The organism is Shinella pollutisoli, assembly GCF_024609765.1.
GTDB classification, from domain to species: Bacteria; Pseudomonadota; Alphaproteobacteria; order Rhizobiales; family Rhizobiaceae; genus Shinella; species Shinella pollutisoli.
On record NZ_JANFDG010000021.1, the window covers coordinates 78577 to 98262 of the forward strand.

Here is a 19686-nt window from a genome sequence, read left to right on the forward strand (position 1 = left end):
GGGAGCCAGGGCGCCACGCGGCGCCCTCTTCGTTTCTCACGCATCCCCGTATTTCAGATTGCCGAAGGCGACTTGAGCAGAGCGGTTGAGCTTTCGGTCCAGCGCGTTCGTCACCGCCGTGGAGACGCGCCGGGCAGCATCCTCTGCCAGCTTCTGTAAATCGGCCGCGCCATGGCCGGAAACCTGCAGCGTCTGATTGATCGTGAGCACAATGCCTCCGCCTCCGAGAGCGTGATTCGGAACCACGGTGCCAGAGCGACCTGGGACAACGACCTCAGGCCCTCGCTCACCGACCAGATACGGGCGGCCGCCGGTCACCGGGCCGCCCTTCGCCCGAGGGCCGCCGAAGCGAGGTGTGCCTCCAGATGAGGCAGGAGCGCTGGCACCCCCACGGAGCGTTGCCGCAAGCTGCCGTGCAAGGCCCAGGGCGCGCTCGAGCTGCCCGGTCTCGATGGCGGGATGGCCCGTGACGGACAGCGCACGCTCTATATTCTGACCGATCCGGTCAGCCTCGGCCTCTGCCTCGGCGCCGCCCTGCGCCAACGCGTTCCCGTAGGACTTGATGGCGCGCTGCGCCGCTGTCGGCCATTCGGCAGTCACGGCGTCAAGTTGTGCCTGGAGCGCATCCTTCTGTGCACCGCTGCCGACACCGCGCACCGCCGCAGCAAGTTCACGCGCGATACCCATAGCACGCTCGAGCTCGGCCGTATCGACGTACGGCCGTCCATCCACGCTCAAGGCGTCCTCGATGCGTTGACCGATGGCGGCCGCCTCCTGCTCTGCCGTGTCGCCGCCGGCCGCAAGCGCGTTGCCGTACGCGACGATCGCGCGCCGGGCGGCTGTCGGCCAATCCTTCGTCGTTGCCGCCAGCTCGTCGCGAAGGTTCTGTTGCTGGTCAACGCCGGCGACCGGCTGCTGTGCTTCGTCCGGCCGATCCAGACCAAGCCATCGCCTGGGCGTCCCGACGTTTTCCTCCAGCCAGTCGTTCCAGCCTTTCGAGCGTTCCCGGCTCTTCTGGAAGAATGCCTCGATACCTTCCTTCGTGTCGGGCAGGCTTCCGACGATCTCGGCGGCAAGGAATGCGCCGAGGCCCGCCCGGGCGATGACGCCGCGGGCGGCGCTGGCGAGGGAAGTGCCGAAGCGATTGCCGGCGTTCTGCCCAGCCTGCGCGGCTTCGTTTCCGAGTCCTTGTAGTGCGCGGGTTGTTCCCTGTATCGCCTCGCTGGACCTCCCCAGGGACCGCAGGAAGCGCAGCAATGCCCATGCCGGCCGGATACCCGAAAGCCACAGGGCCGCGCCGGCGATGGCCCTGACGGGGCCGGCAACGGCCGCCAGGGCGCCGGCAGTCGCGCCGATAGCGGCAAGGCCGACCGCGGCCGATCCGAGCGCCTTGCCCCATCCTGCACCATCTACAGAGTCCAGCCAGGCCCTCAGCGCGGTCCCTTCGCCCGCCAGCTCGCGTAGCGCCCCGATGAGCCGCTGCGCACCGTCCCCCATAGCCTTCAAGGATTCGCCCGCGCCCGATAGAAATTCCTTCACGAACTTCGTGCTCGCAAGATCCGCCGCCAACAATTTCAACTCGTTCAGCGATGCCGCCACCTGGTCGAAATTCTGGTAGGCCAAATAGCCCAAACCGGCGACCAATAAATTCGTCGGTCTCAAAATGCCGTACAAGGCGGCACGGGCGCCGGTCGCTGCGAGGCGCATCCCGACCATGCCGGCCGTTGTGAGCGCGATGCGCCGAACCATCTCCGGGTTTGCCTTGATGAAGGCTTCCGCCGTGTCTGCGAATCCACCGAGAGAACCGGCGCTCAGGTCGACCGAGGGCAGCAACACTTCCCCAAAGGCCCGGCTCGCCGCGGTGACGCGGTTTCGAAGAATCTTCAGTCGCTGCGACGTCGTGTTGATCGCGCCGTTGTATTCGTCATGCACGCTTCCCGCTGTCTTCGCGGCGTCGGTGGCGTCTGCAAGGTTCTTTTTCAAAACGTCAAGCTGGTCGATCAAGGCGAGGATCGGGCGCCCTTCGTCTCCAAAGAGCTGGTTCGCCACAGAAAGCCGCTCCTCGGCAGGCAGGGCTCGGAGCCGTTCCAGCACGTCCAAAATCGTGCCGTCTGCGTCCGCTTGCATCGCCTTGGCCGTCTTGGCCGCAGAAAGGCCGAGACGCGCGAAAGCCCTCTCCTGCCCAGCTGTGGCAGCCTCGCCCCTCGTCAAGGCGCGTAGCATGGCCTGGAGGCCCGTAGCGCCGACCTCGCTTTCCACGCCCATCGAGATGATCGAGGCGCCGAGGGCCGCTGTCTGCTCCGCGGTCAAGCCCGCCATTTTCCCCATCGCACCGATGCGCTTTTGAAAATCGACGATCGCGGGAGCTTCGGCCGCGGTGCTGTTACCCAGCAGGTTGATTGCGTTCGCAAGATTTTCGGTTTCAGCAGTGGTAAGACCAAGTCCCGCCTGGATTTTCGAAAGAGCATCACCGGCCTGGTCGGTCGACATACCCCATGCCACAGCGGCCTTCGCGATCATCCGCACGCGGTCGATCACCTGATCGATTGGCGCGCCGGTCGAGGCGACAGCAGACCCGATCGCCAGCAGTTCCTCGGCCGTCAGCGGAATCTCCTTCGAGAGTTGCACAAAGTCGCCCCCCATCGTCTTCAGGGCCGGCCCTGTCAGGTTCGCCAGTTTGTTGAAATCGGCCAACGCATCTTCAAACTGCATCGCCTGCCGGATCGGCACGGCCATCGAAGCAGCAAGCGCGGCCGCCTGCATCCCTGCATCGCGAAAAGCCGCATTCGCCGCGGCGCGCTGGCGGTTGAAACCATCGACGACACCGTTGAGCTTGCCAAGCACAGCCTGAATTGCGCGTGCCGGCTCCGACACGCCATCCATCAATTTCAGTTGTAGAACTGCCTGCCGAATGCCAGCCATCGTAATTTCCTTTCGCATATCACTCGCGTTAAGCAACACTCTACCACGGAACATCAATTTCTGTTATGTGTTGCAAGAAGCAAATTCACGAGGTTGATGATGAGCCAGATAACGAAAGCAGCCACGCCGCAAGAGATCGCCGCGGCAGAAGCGCGACAGGTGAAATCGGCGCCGCAGGAACCGGCACGGCAGATCCTTCCTGAAGGATTCGAGGCTGAGAAATCCATCGATCTCGTGGTGCCGATCGAGTTCCGTGGCACGGTCTACGAGCGCGTGAACATCAGGCGCTTGAAGGGCCGGGATTTCCTCAAACTTCAACAGATGGCCGGGAACGAAGACATGATCCTCCTCGCCATCGTGACCGGACTTCCGACCGAAGTACTCGAAGAGCTGGCCGGAGACGACTTCGTGGCGCTGACCGAGGCCGCGCAGGCTTTTTTGCCCCGGCGGCTCCGGGAGGCGGCAGGTACGATTTCCGCCGATGGCCAGGATTCGCAAGCATGACCGCGCGCGTCCTGTATTTCAGCCGTGCCGACCTCCTGGAAATGCCATTCGATGAGCTTTGTCTTGTCTGGCTGCCGGAGGTCGAGCGCATCGCCAGGGAGGAACGCCAGTGATCATCCGCCAAGCCGATCTCGCCCGAGAACTGGACGTGTCGGAAATGACCGTGCATCGCCTCCTGAAAGCGCTGCACCGGAACGGCCGTCCGCTCACCGACCTGGACGCGACCACGGTGTTTGCCTCCGCCGAGCTGCAGGCACTGGAGTTGAGCGGCCCGGTGGCGATCGATCTCCTCGCGGAGATGTCCTCCGAAATTCGCTATGTCGCCGGCGACCAGCGGCGCCGGTGCTGGATCGTCTTCGTCGAGACCGAGCGTCAGAGCTTCCGAGTTGCGGCCATCAGCGCGCGCCACCTGGAATCCATCCTAGACGCGCATCCCCTCAGCCTGGTCCTCCCTCTGCATGAAGTTGTCGCCCGTGCGGCAGAGCGCCTGGACGCGCTGAGGGCGAAGAAATCGAAGGAGGCAGCCTAATGCCCTCCACCGCAACCACGATGCTGACTCGGGCTGCTGCCGTATCTGGCTCCCTCGACGCTGAGGCGCGGACGGTGGATGTGGTCTTCGCCACCGAGCAACCCGTCCGCCGCTACTCCTACGACGTCGGCAGGTACGATGAAGTCCTGTTGTGCGGTCGGGAGAACGTCGACCTGAGCCGGGCCGACAACATGTCTCTTCTCGACACCCATGGCGCCTATTCCCTGGATGACCGTCTAGGTGCCGTCGTTCCCGGTTCCGTTCGGTTCGAGAAGGGCCGCGTCATCGCAACCGTGAAATTGAGCCGCCGACCGAAGGCGGAGGAGCTTTTGCAGGATCTGCAGGACGGCATGAGCCTGCCGATCTCTGTCGGCTACAGGATCGCCCAGGAAGAGCGGACCGAGGCCACCCAGGGAGGAGTACCGACCATCAAAGCCACCCGATGGCAGCCGATGGAAATTAGCGTCGTGCCGATTCCGGCCGACCCCAACGCCAAGACACGAGGAATCGACATGCCCCAATCCATCGAAAACGAGCGCCAGGACCAGCAGCGACAGGCGCCGAACAATGTCATCAACGAGCGCACCCGCCAGAAAGAACTGCGCGGCATCGCCCGTATGGCCGGCATCGGCGAAGAAGAGCTCGAGCGCGCCGTCGAAGACGGCACCACCGCCGACGCCTTCCGCGCCCGCGCCCTGGAAGCCATGGTCGAACGCCAGGGCCGCTCCCCGACCTTTCCGCATGTCGAGACGCAGATGTACGGCCGCGGGCACCGCGACGTCCGTTCTGCCATGGTCGACGCCCTCCGCGTGAGGGTGGACGCCTCCCACAAGCCGAGCCAGGACGCGCACGAGTTCGTTGGCTTGAGCCTCCCTGAGCTTGCTCGCCGCAGCTTGGAGGCCCATGGCATCAGCTCCCGCGGCATGTCGGCCGGCGAAGTCGTTCAGCGCGCCCTGCACACCACCAGCGACTTTTCCCATGTCATTTCCGGCGTCGGGCAGACCGTGCTCGCCGGCGCCTACCAGAGCGTTCCGAGCGGCCTGAAGGCCGTTGCGCGCCGCTCGGCCGCGAAGGACTTTCGACCGAAGACCACGGCCCGCCTGAGCGGCTTCTCGGACCTGGAGAAGGTGAACGAGCACGGCGAATACAAGCGTGGTACCTTCACCGAGGGCGCGGAGTCCTATCGGATCTCCACCTTCGGCAAGGTATTCGGCATGACCCGCCAGATGATCGTGAATGACGATCTCGGCGCCTTCGCCGACGTCGCCCGCGAGCTCGGCCAGTCGGCCGCCCGCCTCGAGGCGGATATTCTCGCCCAGCTCGTCAAGTCCAATCCGAAGATGTCCGACAACAAAAACGTCTTCCATCCCGATCACGCCAACGCGGCAACGAGCGGAGCGACCCTGAGCGAGGAAACCCTCAGCGCCGCCCGCCTCGCCATGGGCAAGCAGACCGGCCTTGCCGGTGAGCTGATCGACGTCGTGCCGAAGTTCCTTGTCGTCAGCCTCGAGCTTCAGACCACCGCCGAAAAGCTGCTGGCGCAGATCCAGCCCACGACCAGCGACGACGTGAACCCCTTCGCCGGCAAGCTGCAGCTCGTGGTCGACCGTCGCCTCGATGCCGCCCCATGGTATCTGGCAGCGGACCCTTACCTCACGCCGTCGCTCGAATTCTCCTATCTCGAGGGCGCTGAAGGGCCGAGGTTCTTCACGCGGGAAGGCTTCGACGTCGACGGGGTAGAGACCAAGGTCTCTGTCGACTTCGGCGCGGGCTGGACCGACTGGCGCGGATGGTACCGCAACGCCGGCGCGTAAGCCGGAGAGATTGCCGGGGGAAGGGCTTCGCGGCCTCGCGCCCCCGGCATGGCGCCGGCGGATCGCCTCGTAATTCGTCCGCAACTCGGCCCCTCGGTCGTTCCTGGGGTGCGGGGCAGGTGAGACAGCACCATCGGGTTTTGCATTTCCGCAATCCTCCCGCCCGACCCGTCCCAAACTCCCGCCGGAGAGAGGGACGGAGCCCAGGGAGGCTCCATTTCAAAAAGGAACATTACCATGGCTATTTTCAACAGACTCGACCGCATGGTCTCCCGCGCCTGCGATCGCCAGTTTGCGGTCGGCGCGATCGTTGGCTGCATGACCGCCAGTCCGAACGGCCGCCCACAGCCGGACATAAGCCGCGGTGAAATCCACCTGAAGGGCATCTTCGACCAGGCCAGCGAGTACGCGCAGATCGAGCGCGGGCCGCGTGATGGGAAAGGCAACGAGCTGCAGACGCTCGTCACCGGGCAGCAATTTCAGTTCAGCGTCGATACCAACCGATATCCGGCCGTCAAGGGCGTTCGGCAGGGCGACATGCTAACGCTGGACGATGCCCGACGGTTTGAGGTGGTATCGAACCAGCCGGACGGCATGGCGCGCACGGTGCTCATTCTCGTGCGGATCTAGTCGTCAGAGAACAGGGCAGCAGCTTTTTCACGACCGAAGATCGATTCATATGACAGCCTCCGCCGGATGCGTTCAGCTTCCGAGCTATCGTGCTCCCGCCGCTCCGCTGGCTCTTCCTGCGGACACGGCTCGTTGGTACTTTCGCGCGCCATAGGAGCCGCCATCTCCGCCGTGAGAGCCCAGCACAGACCCGACTTCGGATAGACGAGCTTACCCTCCTTGCCGGTGAAGCTGCGGATCTTCCTTTCACGGCGCCAGCGCTGGAGAATGTGCCCGCTCAGCCACGGGTAGCGCTCCAACACCTCATCGTGGAGGATCATGTCATCGAGGTCGACCAGCGGAATATCCGACTCGGCTGTGCCGTCCATCCGCTTGCTTCCTCGTCCTACGCGTCGTCCCAGGTATAGCCCTCGGAAGGTGGGTCATCCTCGTCGTCCCATGGGTTAGAGGATCGCCGCGGCTCACGCGCGTTGAAGCCGCCGGCCATCCCATCCCGGTGTGGAATCCGCTTGAACGCCTGGTAGAGCTCTTCCACGTCCCAAACGTTCCGGCCGCCCACGACACGAGGCTGAGGGAACGCGCCCGACGCGACGCATTTGTCGAAGAGGGTTTCCCCGATACCGAACAGCGCGGCAGCCGCAACACGGTCAACGCCGAAGGGCAGGACGCCGGGAGGGAGGAGTTGGTGACGTTCGGATTTCTTGGCCACTGGATGCTCTCATGTTGGATAAGATTCGCCGGAGCCGAGGTTAGCCACGAAGTCGGAACGTAACAAGAAATTGGCTGGCTAACCGATCGAATAGCCCATTGAATTTGTGTTCCTTTCACTGACCCTCCGGGCCCACCATTTCTGTCTTCGGACGTTGTTTTTCCATCGTTTTTTCCTCGATTTGTCTCACCGGAATTCCGGTTCGATGAAAGTGGGACATTTTTGCGGGCCACATAGGTTTTCCGACGCTCGAAACCGGCATCGATGATGCGCTTGGATTGGGCGGCCTTGGTGTAGTGCTGCGCCATCTTGGAATCAGACCAGCCAAAGATCGCCATCAACTGATGTTCGGTCGCACCTGCCTCGGCGAGGATCGTCGCGGACGCCTTTCTAAGGCCGTGCGACGAGCATTCCGGCAAATCGGCGTCGTTGCACCACTGGCGCATCTTGTTGCCGAAGCCGTTCCCGCTGAACGCCTTGCCGTATTCGGTTATAAGGAAGGTAGGCCGATCATGCGTGATCGCGTCCAGCGTCTCGCGGAGCTCGTCTGTTACAGGCAGGCTGAGCGACTGTGCATATTTGCCGGAACCCTTCTCCGGCATGAATTCGATACGGTCGCCGACCAGGTTCCGCCAACCGAGCTTGACGAGGTCGGAGCGTCTGACGCCCAAATTCAGCATCAGTTCCATTGCAAGCCGAGCTGTGGAGCCGAGCGGATAGGCTGCGCGATAGCGCGCCAACTCCGCTTCGCTCCATGTGTGGAAGCCGGGAGACTTATGGATTTTGGTGACGCCGTTCGCGGGGTTGAAGGTCGCCAGCTCGGCGCTGATAGCCCAATTGAAAAGCGCCTTCAGATACTTCACCAGCTTGTCAGCCGCACCGGGCGTGCCGTTGCGTTTCATCTGACTGGCTTCGATGTCGGATTTGCGGATCTTCTTGAACGGCAGTTCGCCCACATTGACGCAATAGCGATTGAGAACGCTCTTTTTGTCCTTCTGCGTGGCCGGAGACTGGCTTTGAAACGCCTTGGACCGATAATAGGTCTCGACAAGCCAGCGAACCGAGCCGGGCTCCAGTCGCGAAATCGCGACGGTTTTCTCGCCACGATCGCCAGCTAGGACGCGGTGATATTCTTCCGTAAATGCCTGGGTGATGCTACCGGCCTCGTCCAGATATGCGGACGTCATCCGGTACTTAGGCATGCCTGGCAGGCGGAGATAGAACCGCTCGTTGCCGTGCCGATCGATATCCCGCGAGCAATATTTGAAGGGGACGCGCTGATTACCCGACCGCATAATCAAACGGGTTTTCGCCATCGTCTTCGTCTCCGCTCAGTCCCTGTTCCTTGATGTCGTACCAGGACGCGCGGATTTCCTCCGCATCCCAACGGCGCAAAGCGCCAATCTTCACACCTCTCGGCATCAACCCACGGCGCACCCAATCGTCAAAGGTGCCCGGCGAGACGTCGAGAAGCTCCGCAGCGCGTACCCGGCTCACCGCGACCTTGTAGATAGGACGTGGGGCAGGCATTTCGGCTTGCTGCTTCATGTGCCGTTCCTCACGTTCTGGAAGCGCTATCGGTAAGCGCCAAAGCCTTCTGCTTGGGCTCGACCATATTCGCCGCAAGATACTCATCCACGGCGTTTTCTGGCAGGAAGAGGCTTCCGCCAATCCGGACATGACGGATTTCCTGCTTGGCAATCAGGTTTCGGATGCGAGCAACCGGCCACCCGGAGCGATCAGCCAATTGCTTCGGTGATAAAAGCTGAGATTGCATCACTGCTCAACTCCACAGAGATAATTCGACACGAGACAGAACGAATCATATATTTACGCTGGACGCAACACTTTTATCGCATTTGAGATATTTCGATGCAAGACGGATTCATGGAGGCGATGGGGCAGCGGCTAGGGAAAATCCGGAAGGATTCCGGGTTAAAGCAGGTGCCCTTTTCCGAAGCGCTTGAGGTGTCGCAAAGCGCTTACAACACCTACGAGCGCGGAAATCGCGAGATCCCGGCAAAACTTCTCCGGCTTCTGCATGTCAAATTCAATGTGAACCCAGTGTGGATGCTCACGGGGGAAGGAAGCCCGTACAATCGGGACACCGTGGATCTGTATCACCAGGTCACGGGTGCGGTTGACGCATTCATCACAAGGGAAAACTGTCAGGTGGAACCGGACAAGCGCTTGAAGCTCATCCGGTTCCTGATCGACTACGCCGAACAACACGGCGAATTCACAGAGGAAATTGCAGAAAAATATCTGAGGTCAGCGATATGAGTAAATCGAGCTTCGAAGAGCAGATAATGCAGGGCGTATATGTCCTTGGTCGCCAGCGCGATCAACTGGCATCCGAAAAACGAAAGTTTGCAAGGCAATTGCGCTATGCCCGACATTCGGCCCGGCTGACGAGCCTTTCAAAGCAATACGATTTCGGGATGGTCTTCTTCGCTGCAATGGGAGCCGTTTCTCTCATCTTGTTCGATGCAAACAGCGGCTCCGATGCTTGGGTGAACCCTGTGCTGAGCTTGTCGATGATGCTGTTCGCTTGTGGTAGTGCGCTGAGAGGCCGAAAAATGGTCAGCAGGATTAGATGCTTCCATAGCCGTTTCGGTAGTTGGCAATTTTGACGGAAATATTCAACCCACTTTGATGGGTTGAATATTTCCGGTAATTAGGCTTAATTGATCCATCAAAGGGGTCAATTGATGCGTCAGGCAGCAAGCTCGTCTTTTGGTTAGCTCGCCCCCAAACTATGCTTGAATTTAAGGATAATCTGGTCGTCTATCAGAGCGGGCCAATTATTTTTTTACATCGAGACCACATCGTAGTGGATGTTAATGATTACCGAGGATGGCTGACGCATGGCTCGCTGGAAGAAGCCAACGAAAGATGAAATCCTGGAGAACCGGCGAACGCTGGCGGAGCGAGCGCGGTGTGGTGATCTGCGTGTGCCTAGCGCCGTAGTGGAAATCCGCAAAGGTATAGGGATGAGTCAAAAGGACTTTGCGAAAGTGGTCGGTCTGACACGGCGGCAAGTCGCGGAAATCGAGGCCGGTTCAACGAATCCGACGCTTGAGACCTTAGCAAAGATTGGTCGGCTTTTCGGATTCGAAGTCGGGTATGTAGTGAAGGCTACACACTGAGGCTACCTAGAAAGATTGGGTAAAAAGAAGCCGACGGCAGGAAGTGGAGCGGATGAGCGCTGCGGGAAGGTTCCTAGCTTCAGCGCATCTCCGTCACTCGTGAGTATCGGATCAACGTTCAGGGGAGTACATTATGGCGCTATCAAAAATTCATTCGGAAGATGTAAGCAACGCAAGGGCAGAGTGTAGCACAACTCTTCGGCCGACCGTTCCGGAACTTGAGGCGCTCCTGCACACTCCCCTACCTGTTTTAGATCACGGCTTTGTGCGAGTTGTCGACTATATGGGTGACGACAATTCCGTAGTACAGGCTGCACGCGTATCTTACGGCAAAGGCACTAAGAAAGTTAGCGAGGATCGCTCACTTATACGATATTTAATGCGACATAGGCACACTACGCCATTTGAGATGGCGGAGATAAAACTCCACGTTAAGCTTCCCATTTTTGTAGCTAGGCAATGGGTTAGGCATCGTACCGCGAGCATAAACGAGTATTCAGCTCGTTATTCTGTGCTGGATAAAGAGTTTTATATTCCCAGTGAGGAGCAGATAGCTGCTCAATCATCGAATAACAAGCAGGGAAGAGGCGAGATTTTATCAATCGAGGATGCTAGATTTGTTATGCACCTGCTCAAAGATGACGCCGAGCGAAACTATAGTACTTACAAAAAGCTGATAAACGATCCAAATGATAATGATGAATACGACTCTACTCGCCAAAGCGTCGCTCGGGAGCTTGCCAGGATCAATCTTTCGCTGAATACATACACTCAGTGGTATTGGAAGACCGACTTACACAATCTTTTGAATTTCCTGCAGCTCCGAGCTGACGGCCATGCACAGTACGAGATCCGGGTCTATGCCGAAGCAATACTCGAAATTCTAAAGGTTTGGACTCCGATCACCTACGAGGCGTTTTGCGATTACAGAATGCATTCGCTGACACTATCGCGCATGGCTTTAGAGGTCTTGAAGAGGGTTCTGGCAGGTGAAACAGTAACCGAAGATAGTAGCGGTCTAACGCCGCGGGAATGGGCAGAATTGGACACATCATTTGCTCTATCACGTAAAAATAGTAATGCCAGTTGAAACTTGCCATTATGGAAAGCATCTCTTCACTTGAAGTAGTAAATAGATCTGCATCAGAAATACGTCCCCGCGGTGTAATAGACACTAACGATTTGGCATATCCGGTATCCACTAGCAGAAAAGTCGCAGAACTAATTGCGCGCTATGAGGATATTAGTGACTTCATTGAAGTTTCTTTTCGGGAAATGGTAAATTGGCTACGTGGAGAGAGGGCGACACATTACATACACCCATATCCCGCAAAATTACTTCCACAGATAGCGCATTTCTTTCTCGCTGATCCAACACTATTCAATCCAAAAGGAGTTATACTTGACCCATTTTGCGGGTCTGGCACGGTTGCCTTGGAAACCGTGCTTTCTGGCAGAAAAGCCTATTGGGCAGACGTAAATCCACTAGCCCGCCTTATAACTAGAGTTAAAACTAGCCATTATGACCTATCTTCAGTGATGGACATACATACGGCGATAAAACGGCGGCGCGTCACTGGCCCTGAAATAGTTGCGCCCGATGTTGTCAACCTGACATTCTGGTACACGCCGTCAACTATTGACGCCTTGTCAAGATTGAAGTTGGCTATTGAGGCAGAGGCATCAGCCGCAACTCGCGATTGGTTTATGGTTGCCCTCTCAGCAACGGCACGATTGACCAGCAAAGCGGACCCACGCTTTCCGGTGCCTGTTAAGCGGAAGCCTGGCGTTGTCTTCAAAGGGAAAGAACTGGTCGCCGAACCTGATGTATACTCGATTTTTGACGAGCAGCTTTTTGCGCTGTTGAAACGGCATCAGAATTTTCAGTCGTTGGTTGGCCGCTTTCCTGAAACATATTGCGTGGGTAATGATGCGCGAGCCATTAAAAATATCGACGGTGAAGCATTTTCCGACGCCGCAATTCCCAATGACTCCGTCGACGGGATAATAACATCTCCTCCCTACGCGAGTGCCCAGAAATACATTCGCTCCTCAAGCCTGAGCCTTGGTTGGCTATCATTGGCGTCGACGGATGAGTTGCGCCTTCTGAACGGCAGAAGCATAGGCCGCGAGCGCTTTTCAAAAGCTCACTCAGACGTGTTGCTAGCAACAGGCATCCCCGCCGCTGACCGAGTCATTAACCTCGTTTACGAAACAAACCGAAATCGTGCAGCCATTGCCTCCCACTATCTCCTGGAAATGAGAGACTTCTTGGCTGAGGCGGCAAGGGTACTCAAGCCCGGTGCGCACATGGTGATCGTCGTAGGAAATAACCAGATATGCGGGCAGGCGTTTGAGACAAGTGAATACCTTTGTTCGATGGCCACGCTCTTCAACCTTGACCTTAAACTGAAGCTAGTCGATACCATCAAAGGTAGGGGCTTGCTGACTAAGCGACACGCTACGGCTGGCGTGATTACCCACGAATGGATATTGCTTTTCCGGAAAAGATGCCTTGGATAATTCGGTCCTTCAAGAGTTAAGATCAATCCTGCCAGAGTCCGAGCCCTCATCAATGGAGAGCACTTGGGACGAGCTTAGGTCACGGATAGCCGTGCTCGACGATCGTCTTTGGGAAGGACGGGTTAAGTGGCCCCTCGTTGAAAGATGGCTGAATAATTTTGACGGAAGAAGCGGAAAGTCGCAAGATGTAGAGCGGTTACATGCATTATACTTGCTCGCTCAGTTCTTATATTATGGGAGCACGGAGATAAGGGTTCTTCTAAGGGCTCTATTCAGAGACATGTTCCTGATTCCGACGATTCAGGAAATACGCCGATCAAATGGCGGCACTAGGGATATTCCGTTAATCTCAGAAAAGCTGAAGGAATGCTTGCAAACAACAAGATTTCTGGGGGTAGGTAATCCTTCCGAAAGTGGAGTTCATCTTCTGTACTACTTCAGGCAAGAGAACCATCTATCAAAAAGTGTTTTTCTGGATAGTGCTCAAATAATAAATATATATAATAATTCCGGATCTATCGCGACAAATTTGTCTGATCCCGCAATACGTAAGTATGTATTCCTGGACGATGTTTGTGGCTCAGGCGAAACTGCCGTTAAGTACTCGAAAGGAATTTTGGCACAAATACATGCGATTGATCCGGATATTGAAGTTTATTACTATGCGATATTTGGAACGTCATCTGGAATGAAGCGCGTACGAGATGAAAGCAGGTACGGCAACAATAGCGGCGCAGTTGTCGATTTGGATGCAACCTACAAGTGCTTATCTGATCAATCTAGATACCTTAGGGTTGTTCCAGACGGAATCGATAAGGACTGCTTGCGCGATCTTGCACATCACTATGGGCAGCTCGTTGCGCCCGGAAATTCTGGAGGATTTGAGGATGGTCAGCTTTTGATGGGATTCCACCACAATACCCCTGACAACACGCTGCCTATAATATGGCGGGACCCGGAAAATGGATCGCCAGTTCCTTGGACGCCTATCTTCAAGCGCTATCCTAAGTTTTTGTGAGTGGGGTGCATGACCTTACGTAGATACGACGAAAATCCCTTTGACCTCGTAAAGGCTTCGGATTTCTCCGCAACCGAAATCTTAGAATATTGGGTAGACATGGCCGCGGATCGCGGCGGTCTCGTTGATATTCTCAAGCCTAAGCTTTTGATGCCGATGCTTTTGCTCGGCGGCAAAGGTAGCGGCAAAACTCACCTAATGCGTTACTGCTCTGCACCTGTTCAGTCAGCTCGTTACGAAGGAAACCTGTGCCAAGCAATCTCCAAAGAAGGATATCTCGGGATTTATGTGCCTGCTGAAGGCCTTAACTCCCAGAAATTTGCTGGCAAAGGTCAGGATGACGAGTTGTGGCTTGCAGTATTCAGTATGTACTTTGAGTTGTGGCTGGTCACAAGTTTGCTCTCTGTCGTTCAACAGTGCACTAAACTCTCGGAATTGGGAGAGCTTGATGAGGCTAAGCTGATTGATGGCATTGCAGCGCTATTTGATAAGGATGTCAAAAACGAGTTTGTAGATCTTTCAAGCTTAATCGATTATCTGACGATTGTTAGAAAGAATATAGACTACGCCGCTAACAATGTGGCTATAACCAGAAAGCGACCGGAAATTGAAATTATATTTTCGAGCGGCAGACTTGTATATGGAATACCAAAAGTAATAGCGAGTGTTTGTGCATTTTTCTCCGAAACTGTATTTGTTTACCTCGTGGATGAGGCGGAAAATTTTACTAATCTACAGCAAAGATTTCTTAATTCTTTGGTCAGATACAGAACCGGAAACTCAACGATCAAGATCGGCGCTCGTCTATACGGCGTGCGAACTTATGATACGCTTGGGTCAGGAGAACCAATCAAGCGCGGTTCAGAATACGAACGCGTCGAACTAGATAACTTCCTTCGTGCCAACAAGCCCGACTACGAGATATTCATTCGTAAGCTTGTCTCAAAGCGACTGCAGCAAGCGGGACTACCGGCCGCGACGGGAAGTGGCGAGGAATTAGCGGCATGCTTCGAGGAGCTAGACAACGCACATTTCTTTCAGCAGCCGCTCCTTAACATTCTTCGGGAGCGGGAAAAGAAGGGTGCGGAACGCCCTTATTTCAAGCGTCTGAGAGGTTACCTGAAGCAGTTTGTTGATCCGAGTGAAAAACATTCAGATGCAATCATCGATGGCTTGCGGAGTAACAAAAATCCTCTTCTAGAAAAGATCAATACGCTCCTACTTTATCGGGATTGGGAAAGAGATCCTGTAAAGCTGTTGGATGCCTCGAAAAAAATTCAGTTACAGTGCGCTGCATTTCTGACAGGTGACAGCCATGGCGCGTCATATGCGGACGTTGTCAAGCATTTCGACTCGGATATGCTGGCTCAGTTTTATCGCGATTGTGGCGTAAATATTCCGTATTGTGGGCTGGGCACGCTAGTCCATTTGTCTCAAGGCATTCCGCGAAATTTGCTTGGCATTTTAAAGCAGATATATCGACGTTCCTTGTTCGCCGGTGAAAGGCCTTTCGCGGGTGGCAAGATCTCGGTAGCTTCTCAATCGTCTGGCGTGCTCGACAGTGCGGCATGGTTCTGGGAAGACGCTCAGCCTGATAGTTTTGGCCCGGAGGTAAGGCAAAGTATCGAAGCCCTTGCTCTTCTATTCAGGACGATACGGTTCAGTGATCGACCTGCCGAATGCGACTTATGCACCTTTAGCGTAGACGAAGAGAAGCTTTCCGAGAATTCGAGGAATGTGCTGCGAACCTGCGAGAATTGGTCGTATCTGATACGGATCCCTGGTGGGGCAAAAAACAAGAACAGCAAGGAGGTTGACGAAAAGTATCAGTTTGGCCCCATGCTTGCGCCACGGTGGGGCATTTCGGTTCATCGGCGAGGAAACCTTGAACTAAAACCGGAACTAGCTGAGGCCATATTCGATATCGAAAAGCGGCAGAAATTGCCTGACATTTTCAGAGAACGTGTCGGATCGATGTTTATCGAGAACGTGACGGCCACAAAATCAGCGCAGAAATCATTGTTTTGACGGGTAAGATGCTGAAGTATCTAATAGACGCTAAAGTTCGCTTCGATGATGGCGAGAAGGCCAAAAGTCGACAATTGTTCATCTCAGCCTACAACGAAAATGATCGAGCAAGGCACCTCTTCGATAGTGTAAATGCAAACTCAAAATACTGGTGGATGCTGCCAGAATATGGCTATTCGACTACAGAGTACCCGATCGGCAATGTTGTTTCTGGTCTTCCGGAATACGAGGCGGATGTAATTGCGGTTGGTATGCAAAAGAGCGGGTTTGATCCTTCTGCGCCTGTTGACGTATGTATCGATATCACCGGCTTTTTGCACCATCATATACTATCTTTTTTGAAGTATTTTTCTTGCAATCCAGTGCCTAAGCTTGAGTTCGCGTATACCGAGCCTGAGCATTATTCTCGCAAGGTTGACACCCAGTTTTCACTGGACGAAACCGCTCACGTTAGAGGCGTGGCGGGATTTGATGGCGCACATGTCCCCGAAATGATAAATGATATCGTGATTGTTGGCATCGGCTACGATCACAGCCTTGTAGGGCAGGTTCTTTCGAATAAGGAGAGCGCTCGAATCGTCCAGATGCACTGCTTCCCATCGTTAAGTGCGGACATGTATCAGGAAAGTATACTTAGGCTCGATAAGGTTTCTTCGATATCGAATCAGAATGCGCCTGACCTAAACTATTTCGCCACGGCGAATGACCCATACGTCACGGCTGCGGTTCTCTCTGAGGCATATGGGACACTTTCGCGCAGGCAACCAATCACAAACCTATACTTGTGCCCTTTATCGACGAAGCCCCAAGCTCTAGGCTTCGGGTTGTACTACTTATCAGATCTAAGAAGCTCTCCGGCCAGCATTATATATCCGTTTACAAGTCGCTACTCACGTCAGACCAGCACCGGTATCGGGCATTCGTGGCTCTACCCCGTGACGCTTTAATTTTCGTCTGCGAAGGTACACCTTAGAGGGCACTTAGCGAAAGGATCGCGATGCCGCGTTGGCCCGCTCAAACACAAGACTTTGCAGTTTCCGGACTGTTTTGGCCCTGGTAACTTCGAATAAATCGTCAGCCAAGCCTCCGCTTTCCTTCATGATCGCGTCGCATAATTCGGAGACCCGACGGCGAATGAATACGAGACCCACACCCGCATCTTTTGCAAATGCCTGCCAACCGTCGGCGTCCATTTCCGCAAGTGTTGCGCGTTTTCCGATCCGCATGGCCATTTTCGGAGAAAGGTCTGGATAGGCCACTGTGGATAACAGATCGTACAGCGGAGCCATTCGCGGTCCTCGATCATCATAAAGGATCGAGAAATTCTTGCCGTGGGCATCCGCATTTCCGACAATGAGATTGAAAATCGCAGCATCCAAGAGCTTTGCGATGTCCGGACCCGGCCGCTCAGATATCCGCCGCAACAACTCAAAACAATCCCTAAAGGTCGGCCCACCCTCGCTTGCATACTTAGTTTCAGGTGGCACACCGAGTGCTTGGCAAAAGTCTTCCTGATGGATGCGGCGAACCACACCGTCGGCATCGTGGTAGCGATCGTATCGCTCTACCAAAAGGAAAGGGCGACCATTCGTGGACCTCGGTTCGACGGGAGCAACGTCGAGCCCGATTGCGGCAGCAAGCCTCATCACGAACGCTTCATTCTCGGTGGTCCCTGAAAAGCGCGCAATTGGTGGCTTCAAGATGTGCGTAGTCGCCTGGCCAGGAAGCGGAAGCGCGACTTGGCCATCGATTAGAACAACTGGAACTTTTGATTGGGCGCCCGCAAGCGATAGCCTCAAGCCCTCCTGGCCGGCCAATAGCGGCCGTGTCGGAAGTGCGTCCAAAATCCGAATGATTCCTGCCTCTTCCAGAGGTGCCGTTTGCTGATCCGCAATCAGTCCTGCCCCGATCGGTTCCTGGTCTTCAGGCAAAAGCTGAAGCGCGCCGGCGACGTCGCCGCCCAAGCGTTCAAGAAGCGCGAAGTCGTTCGCAGGTGAAACGCCCAACGCCTGCGCCGCAACAAGCCGTTGGCTTTCCTCGGGCAATAGACCGCCGAAAAATGGTCGGCATTCACGACGGGAAAAACGCTCCGGACGCTTTGGGAGGGAGGCGGACAGGGGAAGCGCCTTTTCGTCATCAAGCCATGCTTCAGCGTAAGCGAAAGCGATATCGCCGTGCCGATCTTGGGTGAATTGCCCGACAATGCGACCATCCCACCAGACGTTGAGAAGCCTTGCCGTCATTTTCTCCGTTCACCAGGAGCCAGAATATCGATCGAACAACCGAGCGTTTGCAGCACCTGCAAGACTTTTCCGATCTGTGCTGTCGGCTTGCCTGCTTCGAGATCGACGATAAACCGGAGGCCGACGTCCGAAACCCCCGCAAGCTCGTCCTGCCGCAAATTCTGCTCCTTGCGTATACTGCGAACCAGGGCACCGATGTCGGCTGGACTTTTGATTTGTGTTGGCATCTTTGTTTTCCCGCTCGGGAATATAGCAACGTGTCGGGAGCCTTGTCGAGAGCATTTTTCCCGTTCGGGAAAATTGAAGATATTTATCGCCCTTTCTAAATAAAATTTCCCTATCGGTAAATTTTGGGGCAGCAGGCGAGCCACGAACTTTCGTTGCTGATTGAAGGTGGCGTCCACGCTCGCTAGTGTCCATTTGGGGGTAATCGGAGGCGGGGATATGCGGAAATTTTTCGACTCAATAGTGAAGCCTGTCGATCGAGGCTCTACAGATAGCCTCTATTTGCTTTTTCGGTTTGCCGCGATTGCAAGTGTTCTGGTCTTCATCGCTGCTTTCATCATTCTTTTCGCGGAAAAAGAGGCAGGACAGTTTGGCGACTTTATAGGCGGTACCCTCAACCCGATTCTTACGTTCCTGACGTTTATGGGGCTCATTGTCACTATCGTGCTTCAACAACAGGAACTGGCTGACACTCGGGTCGAGCTGAAGAAATCTGCAGATGCGCTAGAGAAGCAGTCCGAAGCGCTCGATAACCAGTTGAAGGCAATCCATCGGCAAAATTTCGAAGCGACCTTTTTTCAGATGCTATCGTTTCACAACAACCTTGTCGGCGCGATGGATATTCAACTCCGCAACGGGATGGTTATCAAAGGTCGTGACTGCTTTAAGCATTTCTACAAGTCGCTTAAGGAGCAATATGAAGGGTATCTCCACGAAGATGAGAAAAAGCGTATTGAAGAGGGACATCGTAATTTTTGGAAAGAATTCCAGCAGGATCTAGCGCACTATTACCGTTATCTATACAATATCATCCGGTTCATCGAAGAGAGTGATGTTGATCCTCAAAAGTATATGAGAATCGTCCGAGCGCTCTTGTCGAACTATGAGCTAGCAGTCATGTTTTACAACGGATTGACCAAGCAGGCCGAGAAATCGAAAGTGTATATCGAGAGGTACGCGTTGTTCGACAATTTGCCTGACGAATTGCTGTTTTCTGGCGAACACATGTCCTATTACGAAGTCGCCGCATATAACGAAGATCAAGCTCGTTTAGCATCGGCTGCGATCAGAACCTTCCTTGACGGCACGAGCAAGACTTTCAGCAAATAGCCCCAGTCGCAGTATCCATTCATAAGACCATCGGATTCCGGTCCAGTTTTCCACGATATGCCGGATGCCTGTGCGAAACGATCGCCTCCACAAGAGCTGGCGGTTTCGAGCCCGTCAGCAGCAGCATTTTCCCCGTCTTCATCTCCAGAATCTGATCGGTGGTCATCAGCTTCTGGCGCTGCTCGGCGGTCGAAGTCTTGCGGCTCTCGCCGAATTTCGGTAAGCGGTGTTTTCCTCGCACATTGACCAAGCTCGATTGGGCATCCCGAAAAATGCCACTAC

Annotated in this window: 20 protein-coding genes and 1 pseudogene; 13 read left to right on the forward strand and 8 right to left on the reverse strand. The window is 55.5% G+C overall.

All coding sequences use genetic code 11. The annotated features are described in order from the left end of the window. Positions 1-36: 36 nt before the first annotated feature. Positions 37-2922, reverse strand: a complete 2886-nt coding sequence (locus NNZ72_RS17345; protein WP_257316675.1) for a phage tail tape measure protein — start codon at positions 2920-2922, stop codon at positions 37-39. Between the two features lie 99 nt (positions 2923-3021). Here NNZ72_RS17345 and NNZ72_RS17350 point away from each other — a divergent pair, with 99 nt between their 5' ends. The 4 genes from NNZ72_RS17350 to NNZ72_RS17365 all read left to right on the forward strand — a co-directional run bounded on the left by NNZ72_RS17350 (position 3022) and on the right by NNZ72_RS17365 (position 6399). After that, entirely contained in the window at positions 3022-3426 is a 405-nt protein-coding gene (locus NNZ72_RS17350) for a phage tail assembly protein (RefSeq protein WP_257316676.1), read from the forward strand. 109 nt (positions 3427-3535) lie between these two features. Continuing rightward, entirely contained in the window at positions 3536-3955 is a 420-nt protein-coding gene (locus tag NNZ72_RS17355; protein ID WP_257316679.1) for a hypothetical protein, read from the forward strand. After that, on the forward strand, positions 3955-5769 hold the full coding sequence (locus NNZ72_RS17360; RefSeq protein WP_257316680.1) for a prohead protease/major capsid protein fusion protein: 1815 nt from the start codon (positions 3955-3957) through the stop codon (positions 5767-5769). Before NNZ72_RS17355 ends, NNZ72_RS17360 begins: the two co-directional genes overlap by 1 nt. Positions 5770-6006: 237 nt before the next feature. Further along, positions 6007-6399 carry a hypothetical protein gene (locus NNZ72_RS17365; protein ID WP_257316681.1) on the forward strand — a complete coding sequence of 131 codons (393 nt, stop codon included), beginning with the start codon at positions 6007-6009 and terminating at the stop codon, positions 6397-6399. On the opposite strand, the gene NNZ72_RS17370 is transcribed toward NNZ72_RS17365, so the two are convergent. From NNZ72_RS17370 to NNZ72_RS17385, 4 genes are read right to left on the reverse strand one after another with little or no spacing between them, the layout of a single operon-like run. Further along, the gene (locus NNZ72_RS17370) at positions 6396-6767 is read right to left on the reverse strand and encodes a hypothetical protein (RefSeq protein WP_257316682.1); all 372 of its coding nucleotides are present in this window, start codon (positions 6765-6767) and stop codon (positions 6396-6398) included. The genes NNZ72_RS17365 and NNZ72_RS17370 overlap by 4 nt on opposite strands. Continuing rightward, positions 6721-8424 (reverse strand): site-specific integrase, encoded by a 1704-nt coding sequence (locus NNZ72_RS17375; RefSeq protein WP_257316683.1) that lies wholly within the window; start codon positions 8422-8424, stop codon positions 6721-6723. The genes NNZ72_RS17370 and NNZ72_RS17375 overlap by 47 nt, the downstream gene beginning before the upstream one ends. Continuing rightward, positions 8390-8656 carry a helix-turn-helix transcriptional regulator gene (locus NNZ72_RS17380; protein ID WP_257316684.1) on the reverse strand — a complete coding sequence of 89 codons (267 nt, stop codon included), beginning with the start codon at positions 8654-8656 and terminating at the stop codon, positions 8390-8392. The genes NNZ72_RS17375 and NNZ72_RS17380 overlap by 35 nt, the downstream gene beginning before the upstream one ends. 10 nt (positions 8657-8666) lie before the next feature. Further along, positions 8667-8885: a helix-turn-helix domain-containing protein gene (locus NNZ72_RS17385; protein WP_257316685.1), complete on the reverse strand. Its 219-nt coding sequence runs from the start codon at positions 8883-8885 to the stop codon at positions 8667-8669. A 95-nt stretch (positions 8886-8980) separates the two neighbouring features. On the opposite strand from NNZ72_RS17385, the gene NNZ72_RS17390 reads away from it, so the two are divergent. From NNZ72_RS17390 to NNZ72_RS17425, 8 genes are all read left to right on the forward strand, one after another. Then, positions 8981-9391, forward strand: coding sequence for a helix-turn-helix domain-containing protein (locus NNZ72_RS17390; RefSeq protein WP_257316686.1), 411 nt, complete (start codon positions 8981-8983; stop codon positions 9389-9391). Beyond that, on the forward strand, positions 9388-9741 hold the full coding sequence (locus NNZ72_RS17395; RefSeq protein WP_257316687.1) for a hypothetical protein: 354 nt from the start codon (positions 9388-9390) through the stop codon (positions 9739-9741). Before NNZ72_RS17390 ends, NNZ72_RS17395 begins: the two co-directional genes overlap by 4 nt. A 234-nt stretch (positions 9742-9975) precedes the next feature. Beyond that, a complete protein-coding gene (locus NNZ72_RS17400) occupies positions 9976-10257 on the forward strand; it encodes a helix-turn-helix transcriptional regulator (protein ID WP_257316688.1) in 282 nt (93 codons plus the stop codon). Positions 10258-10390: 133 nt separating this feature from the next. Beyond that, positions 10391-11347, forward strand: a complete 957-nt coding sequence (thyX, locus tag NNZ72_RS17405) for an FAD-dependent thymidylate synthase (protein WP_257316689.1) — start codon at positions 10391-10393, stop codon at positions 11345-11347. Beyond that, positions 11344-12780, forward strand: a complete 1437-nt coding sequence (locus NNZ72_RS17410; RefSeq protein ID WP_257316691.1) for a class I SAM-dependent methyltransferase — start codon at positions 11344-11346, stop codon at positions 12778-12780. Before thyX ends, NNZ72_RS17410 begins: the two co-directional genes overlap by 4 nt. Then, entirely contained in the window at positions 12773-13798 is a 1026-nt protein-coding gene (locus NNZ72_RS17415) for a phosphoribosyltransferase-like protein (protein ID WP_257316692.1), read from the forward strand. Before NNZ72_RS17410 ends, NNZ72_RS17415 begins: the two co-directional genes overlap by 8 nt. 9 nt (positions 13799-13807) lie before the next feature. After that, positions 13808-15826, forward strand: coding sequence for an ORC-CDC6 family AAA ATPase (locus tag NNZ72_RS17420; RefSeq protein WP_257316693.1), 2019 nt, complete (start codon positions 13808-13810; stop codon positions 15824-15826). Positions 15827-15834: 8 nt separating this feature from the next. Next, the gene (locus NNZ72_RS17425; protein WP_257316694.1) at positions 15835-16773 is read left to right on the forward strand and encodes a hypothetical protein; all 939 of its coding nucleotides are present in this window, start codon (positions 15835-15837) and stop codon (positions 16771-16773) included. 33 nt (positions 16774-16806) lie between these two features. Here the strand turns inward: NNZ72_RS17425 and NNZ72_RS17430 are convergent, their stop codons facing one another. After that, the gene (locus tag NNZ72_RS17430) at positions 16807-18069 is read right to left on the reverse strand and encodes a type II toxin-antitoxin system HipA family toxin (protein ID WP_257316695.1); all 1263 of its coding nucleotides are present in this window, start codon (positions 18067-18069) and stop codon (positions 16807-16809) included. After that, positions 18066-18296, reverse strand: coding sequence for a helix-turn-helix transcriptional regulator (locus NNZ72_RS17435; RefSeq protein WP_257316701.1), 231 nt, complete (start codon positions 18294-18296; stop codon positions 18066-18068). The genes NNZ72_RS17430 and NNZ72_RS17435 overlap by 4 nt, the downstream gene beginning before the upstream one ends. A 217-nt stretch (positions 18297-18513) precedes the next feature. Here NNZ72_RS17435 and NNZ72_RS17440 point away from each other — a divergent pair, with 217 nt between their 5' ends. Continuing rightward, positions 18514-19404 (forward strand): putative phage abortive infection protein, encoded by an 891-nt coding sequence (locus tag NNZ72_RS17440; protein WP_257316696.1) that lies wholly within the window; start codon positions 18514-18516, stop codon positions 19402-19404. A gap of 19 nt (positions 19405-19423) precedes the next feature. Here NNZ72_RS17440 and NNZ72_RS17445 read toward each other — a convergent pair. Next, positions 19424-19686 (reverse strand): annotated as a pseudogene (locus NNZ72_RS17445) (hypothetical protein); the annotation flags it as partial.

Coding starts and splice junctions, on each gene's coding strand:
- NNZ72_RS17345 (WP_257316675.1), bottom strand. CDS start 2,922: ATGGCTGGCATTCGGCAGGCAGTTCTACAACTGAAATTGATGGATGGC.
- NNZ72_RS17350 (WP_257316676.1), top strand. CDS start 3,022: ATGAGCCAGATAACGAAAGCAGCCACGCCGCAAGAGATCGCCGCGGCA.
- NNZ72_RS17360 (WP_257316680.1), top strand. CDS start 3,955: ATGCCCTCCACCGCAACCACGATGCTGACTCGGGCTGCTGCCGTATCT.
- NNZ72_RS17365 (WP_257316681.1), top strand. CDS start 6,007: ATGGCTATTTTCAACAGACTCGACCGCATGGTCTCCCGCGCCTGCGAT.
- NNZ72_RS17370 (WP_257316682.1), bottom strand. CDS start 6,767: ATGGACGGCACAGCCGAGTCGGATATTCCGCTGGTCGACCTCGATGAC.
- NNZ72_RS17375 (WP_257316683.1), bottom strand. CDS start 8,424: ATGGCGAAAACCCGTTTGATTATGCGGTCGGGTAATCAGCGCGTCCCC.
- NNZ72_RS17380 (WP_257316684.1), bottom strand. CDS start 8,656: ATGAAGCAGCAAGCCGAAATGCCTGCCCCACGTCCTATCTACAAGGTC.
- NNZ72_RS17385 (WP_257316685.1), bottom strand. CDS start 8,885: ATGCAATCTCAGCTTTTATCACCGAAGCAATTGGCTGATCGCTCCGGG.
- NNZ72_RS17390 (WP_257316686.1), top strand. CDS start 8,981: ATGCAAGACGGATTCATGGAGGCGATGGGGCAGCGGCTAGGGAAAATC.
- NNZ72_RS17395 (WP_257316687.1), top strand. CDS start 9,388: ATGAGTAAATCGAGCTTCGAAGAGCAGATAATGCAGGGCGTATATGTC.
- NNZ72_RS17400 (WP_257316688.1), top strand. CDS start 9,976: ATGGCTCGCTGGAAGAAGCCAACGAAAGATGAAATCCTGGAGAACCGG.
- thyX (WP_257316689.1), top strand. CDS start 10,391: ATGGCGCTATCAAAAATTCATTCGGAAGATGTAAGCAACGCAAGGGCA.
- NNZ72_RS17420 (WP_257316693.1), top strand. CDS start 13,808: ATGACCTTACGTAGATACGACGAAAATCCCTTTGACCTCGTAAAGGCT.
- NNZ72_RS17425 (WP_257316694.1), top strand. CDS start 15,835: ATGCTGAAGTATCTAATAGACGCTAAAGTTCGCTTCGATGATGGCGAG.
- NNZ72_RS17430 (WP_257316695.1), bottom strand. CDS start 18,069: ATGACGGCAAGGCTTCTCAACGTCTGGTGGGATGGTCGCATTGTCGGG.
- NNZ72_RS17435 (WP_257316701.1), bottom strand. CDS start 18,296: ATGCCAACACAAATCAAAAGTCCAGCCGACATCGGTGCCCTGGTTCGC.
- NNZ72_RS17440 (WP_257316696.1), top strand. CDS start 18,514: ATGCGGAAATTTTTCGACTCAATAGTGAAGCCTGTCGATCGAGGCTCT.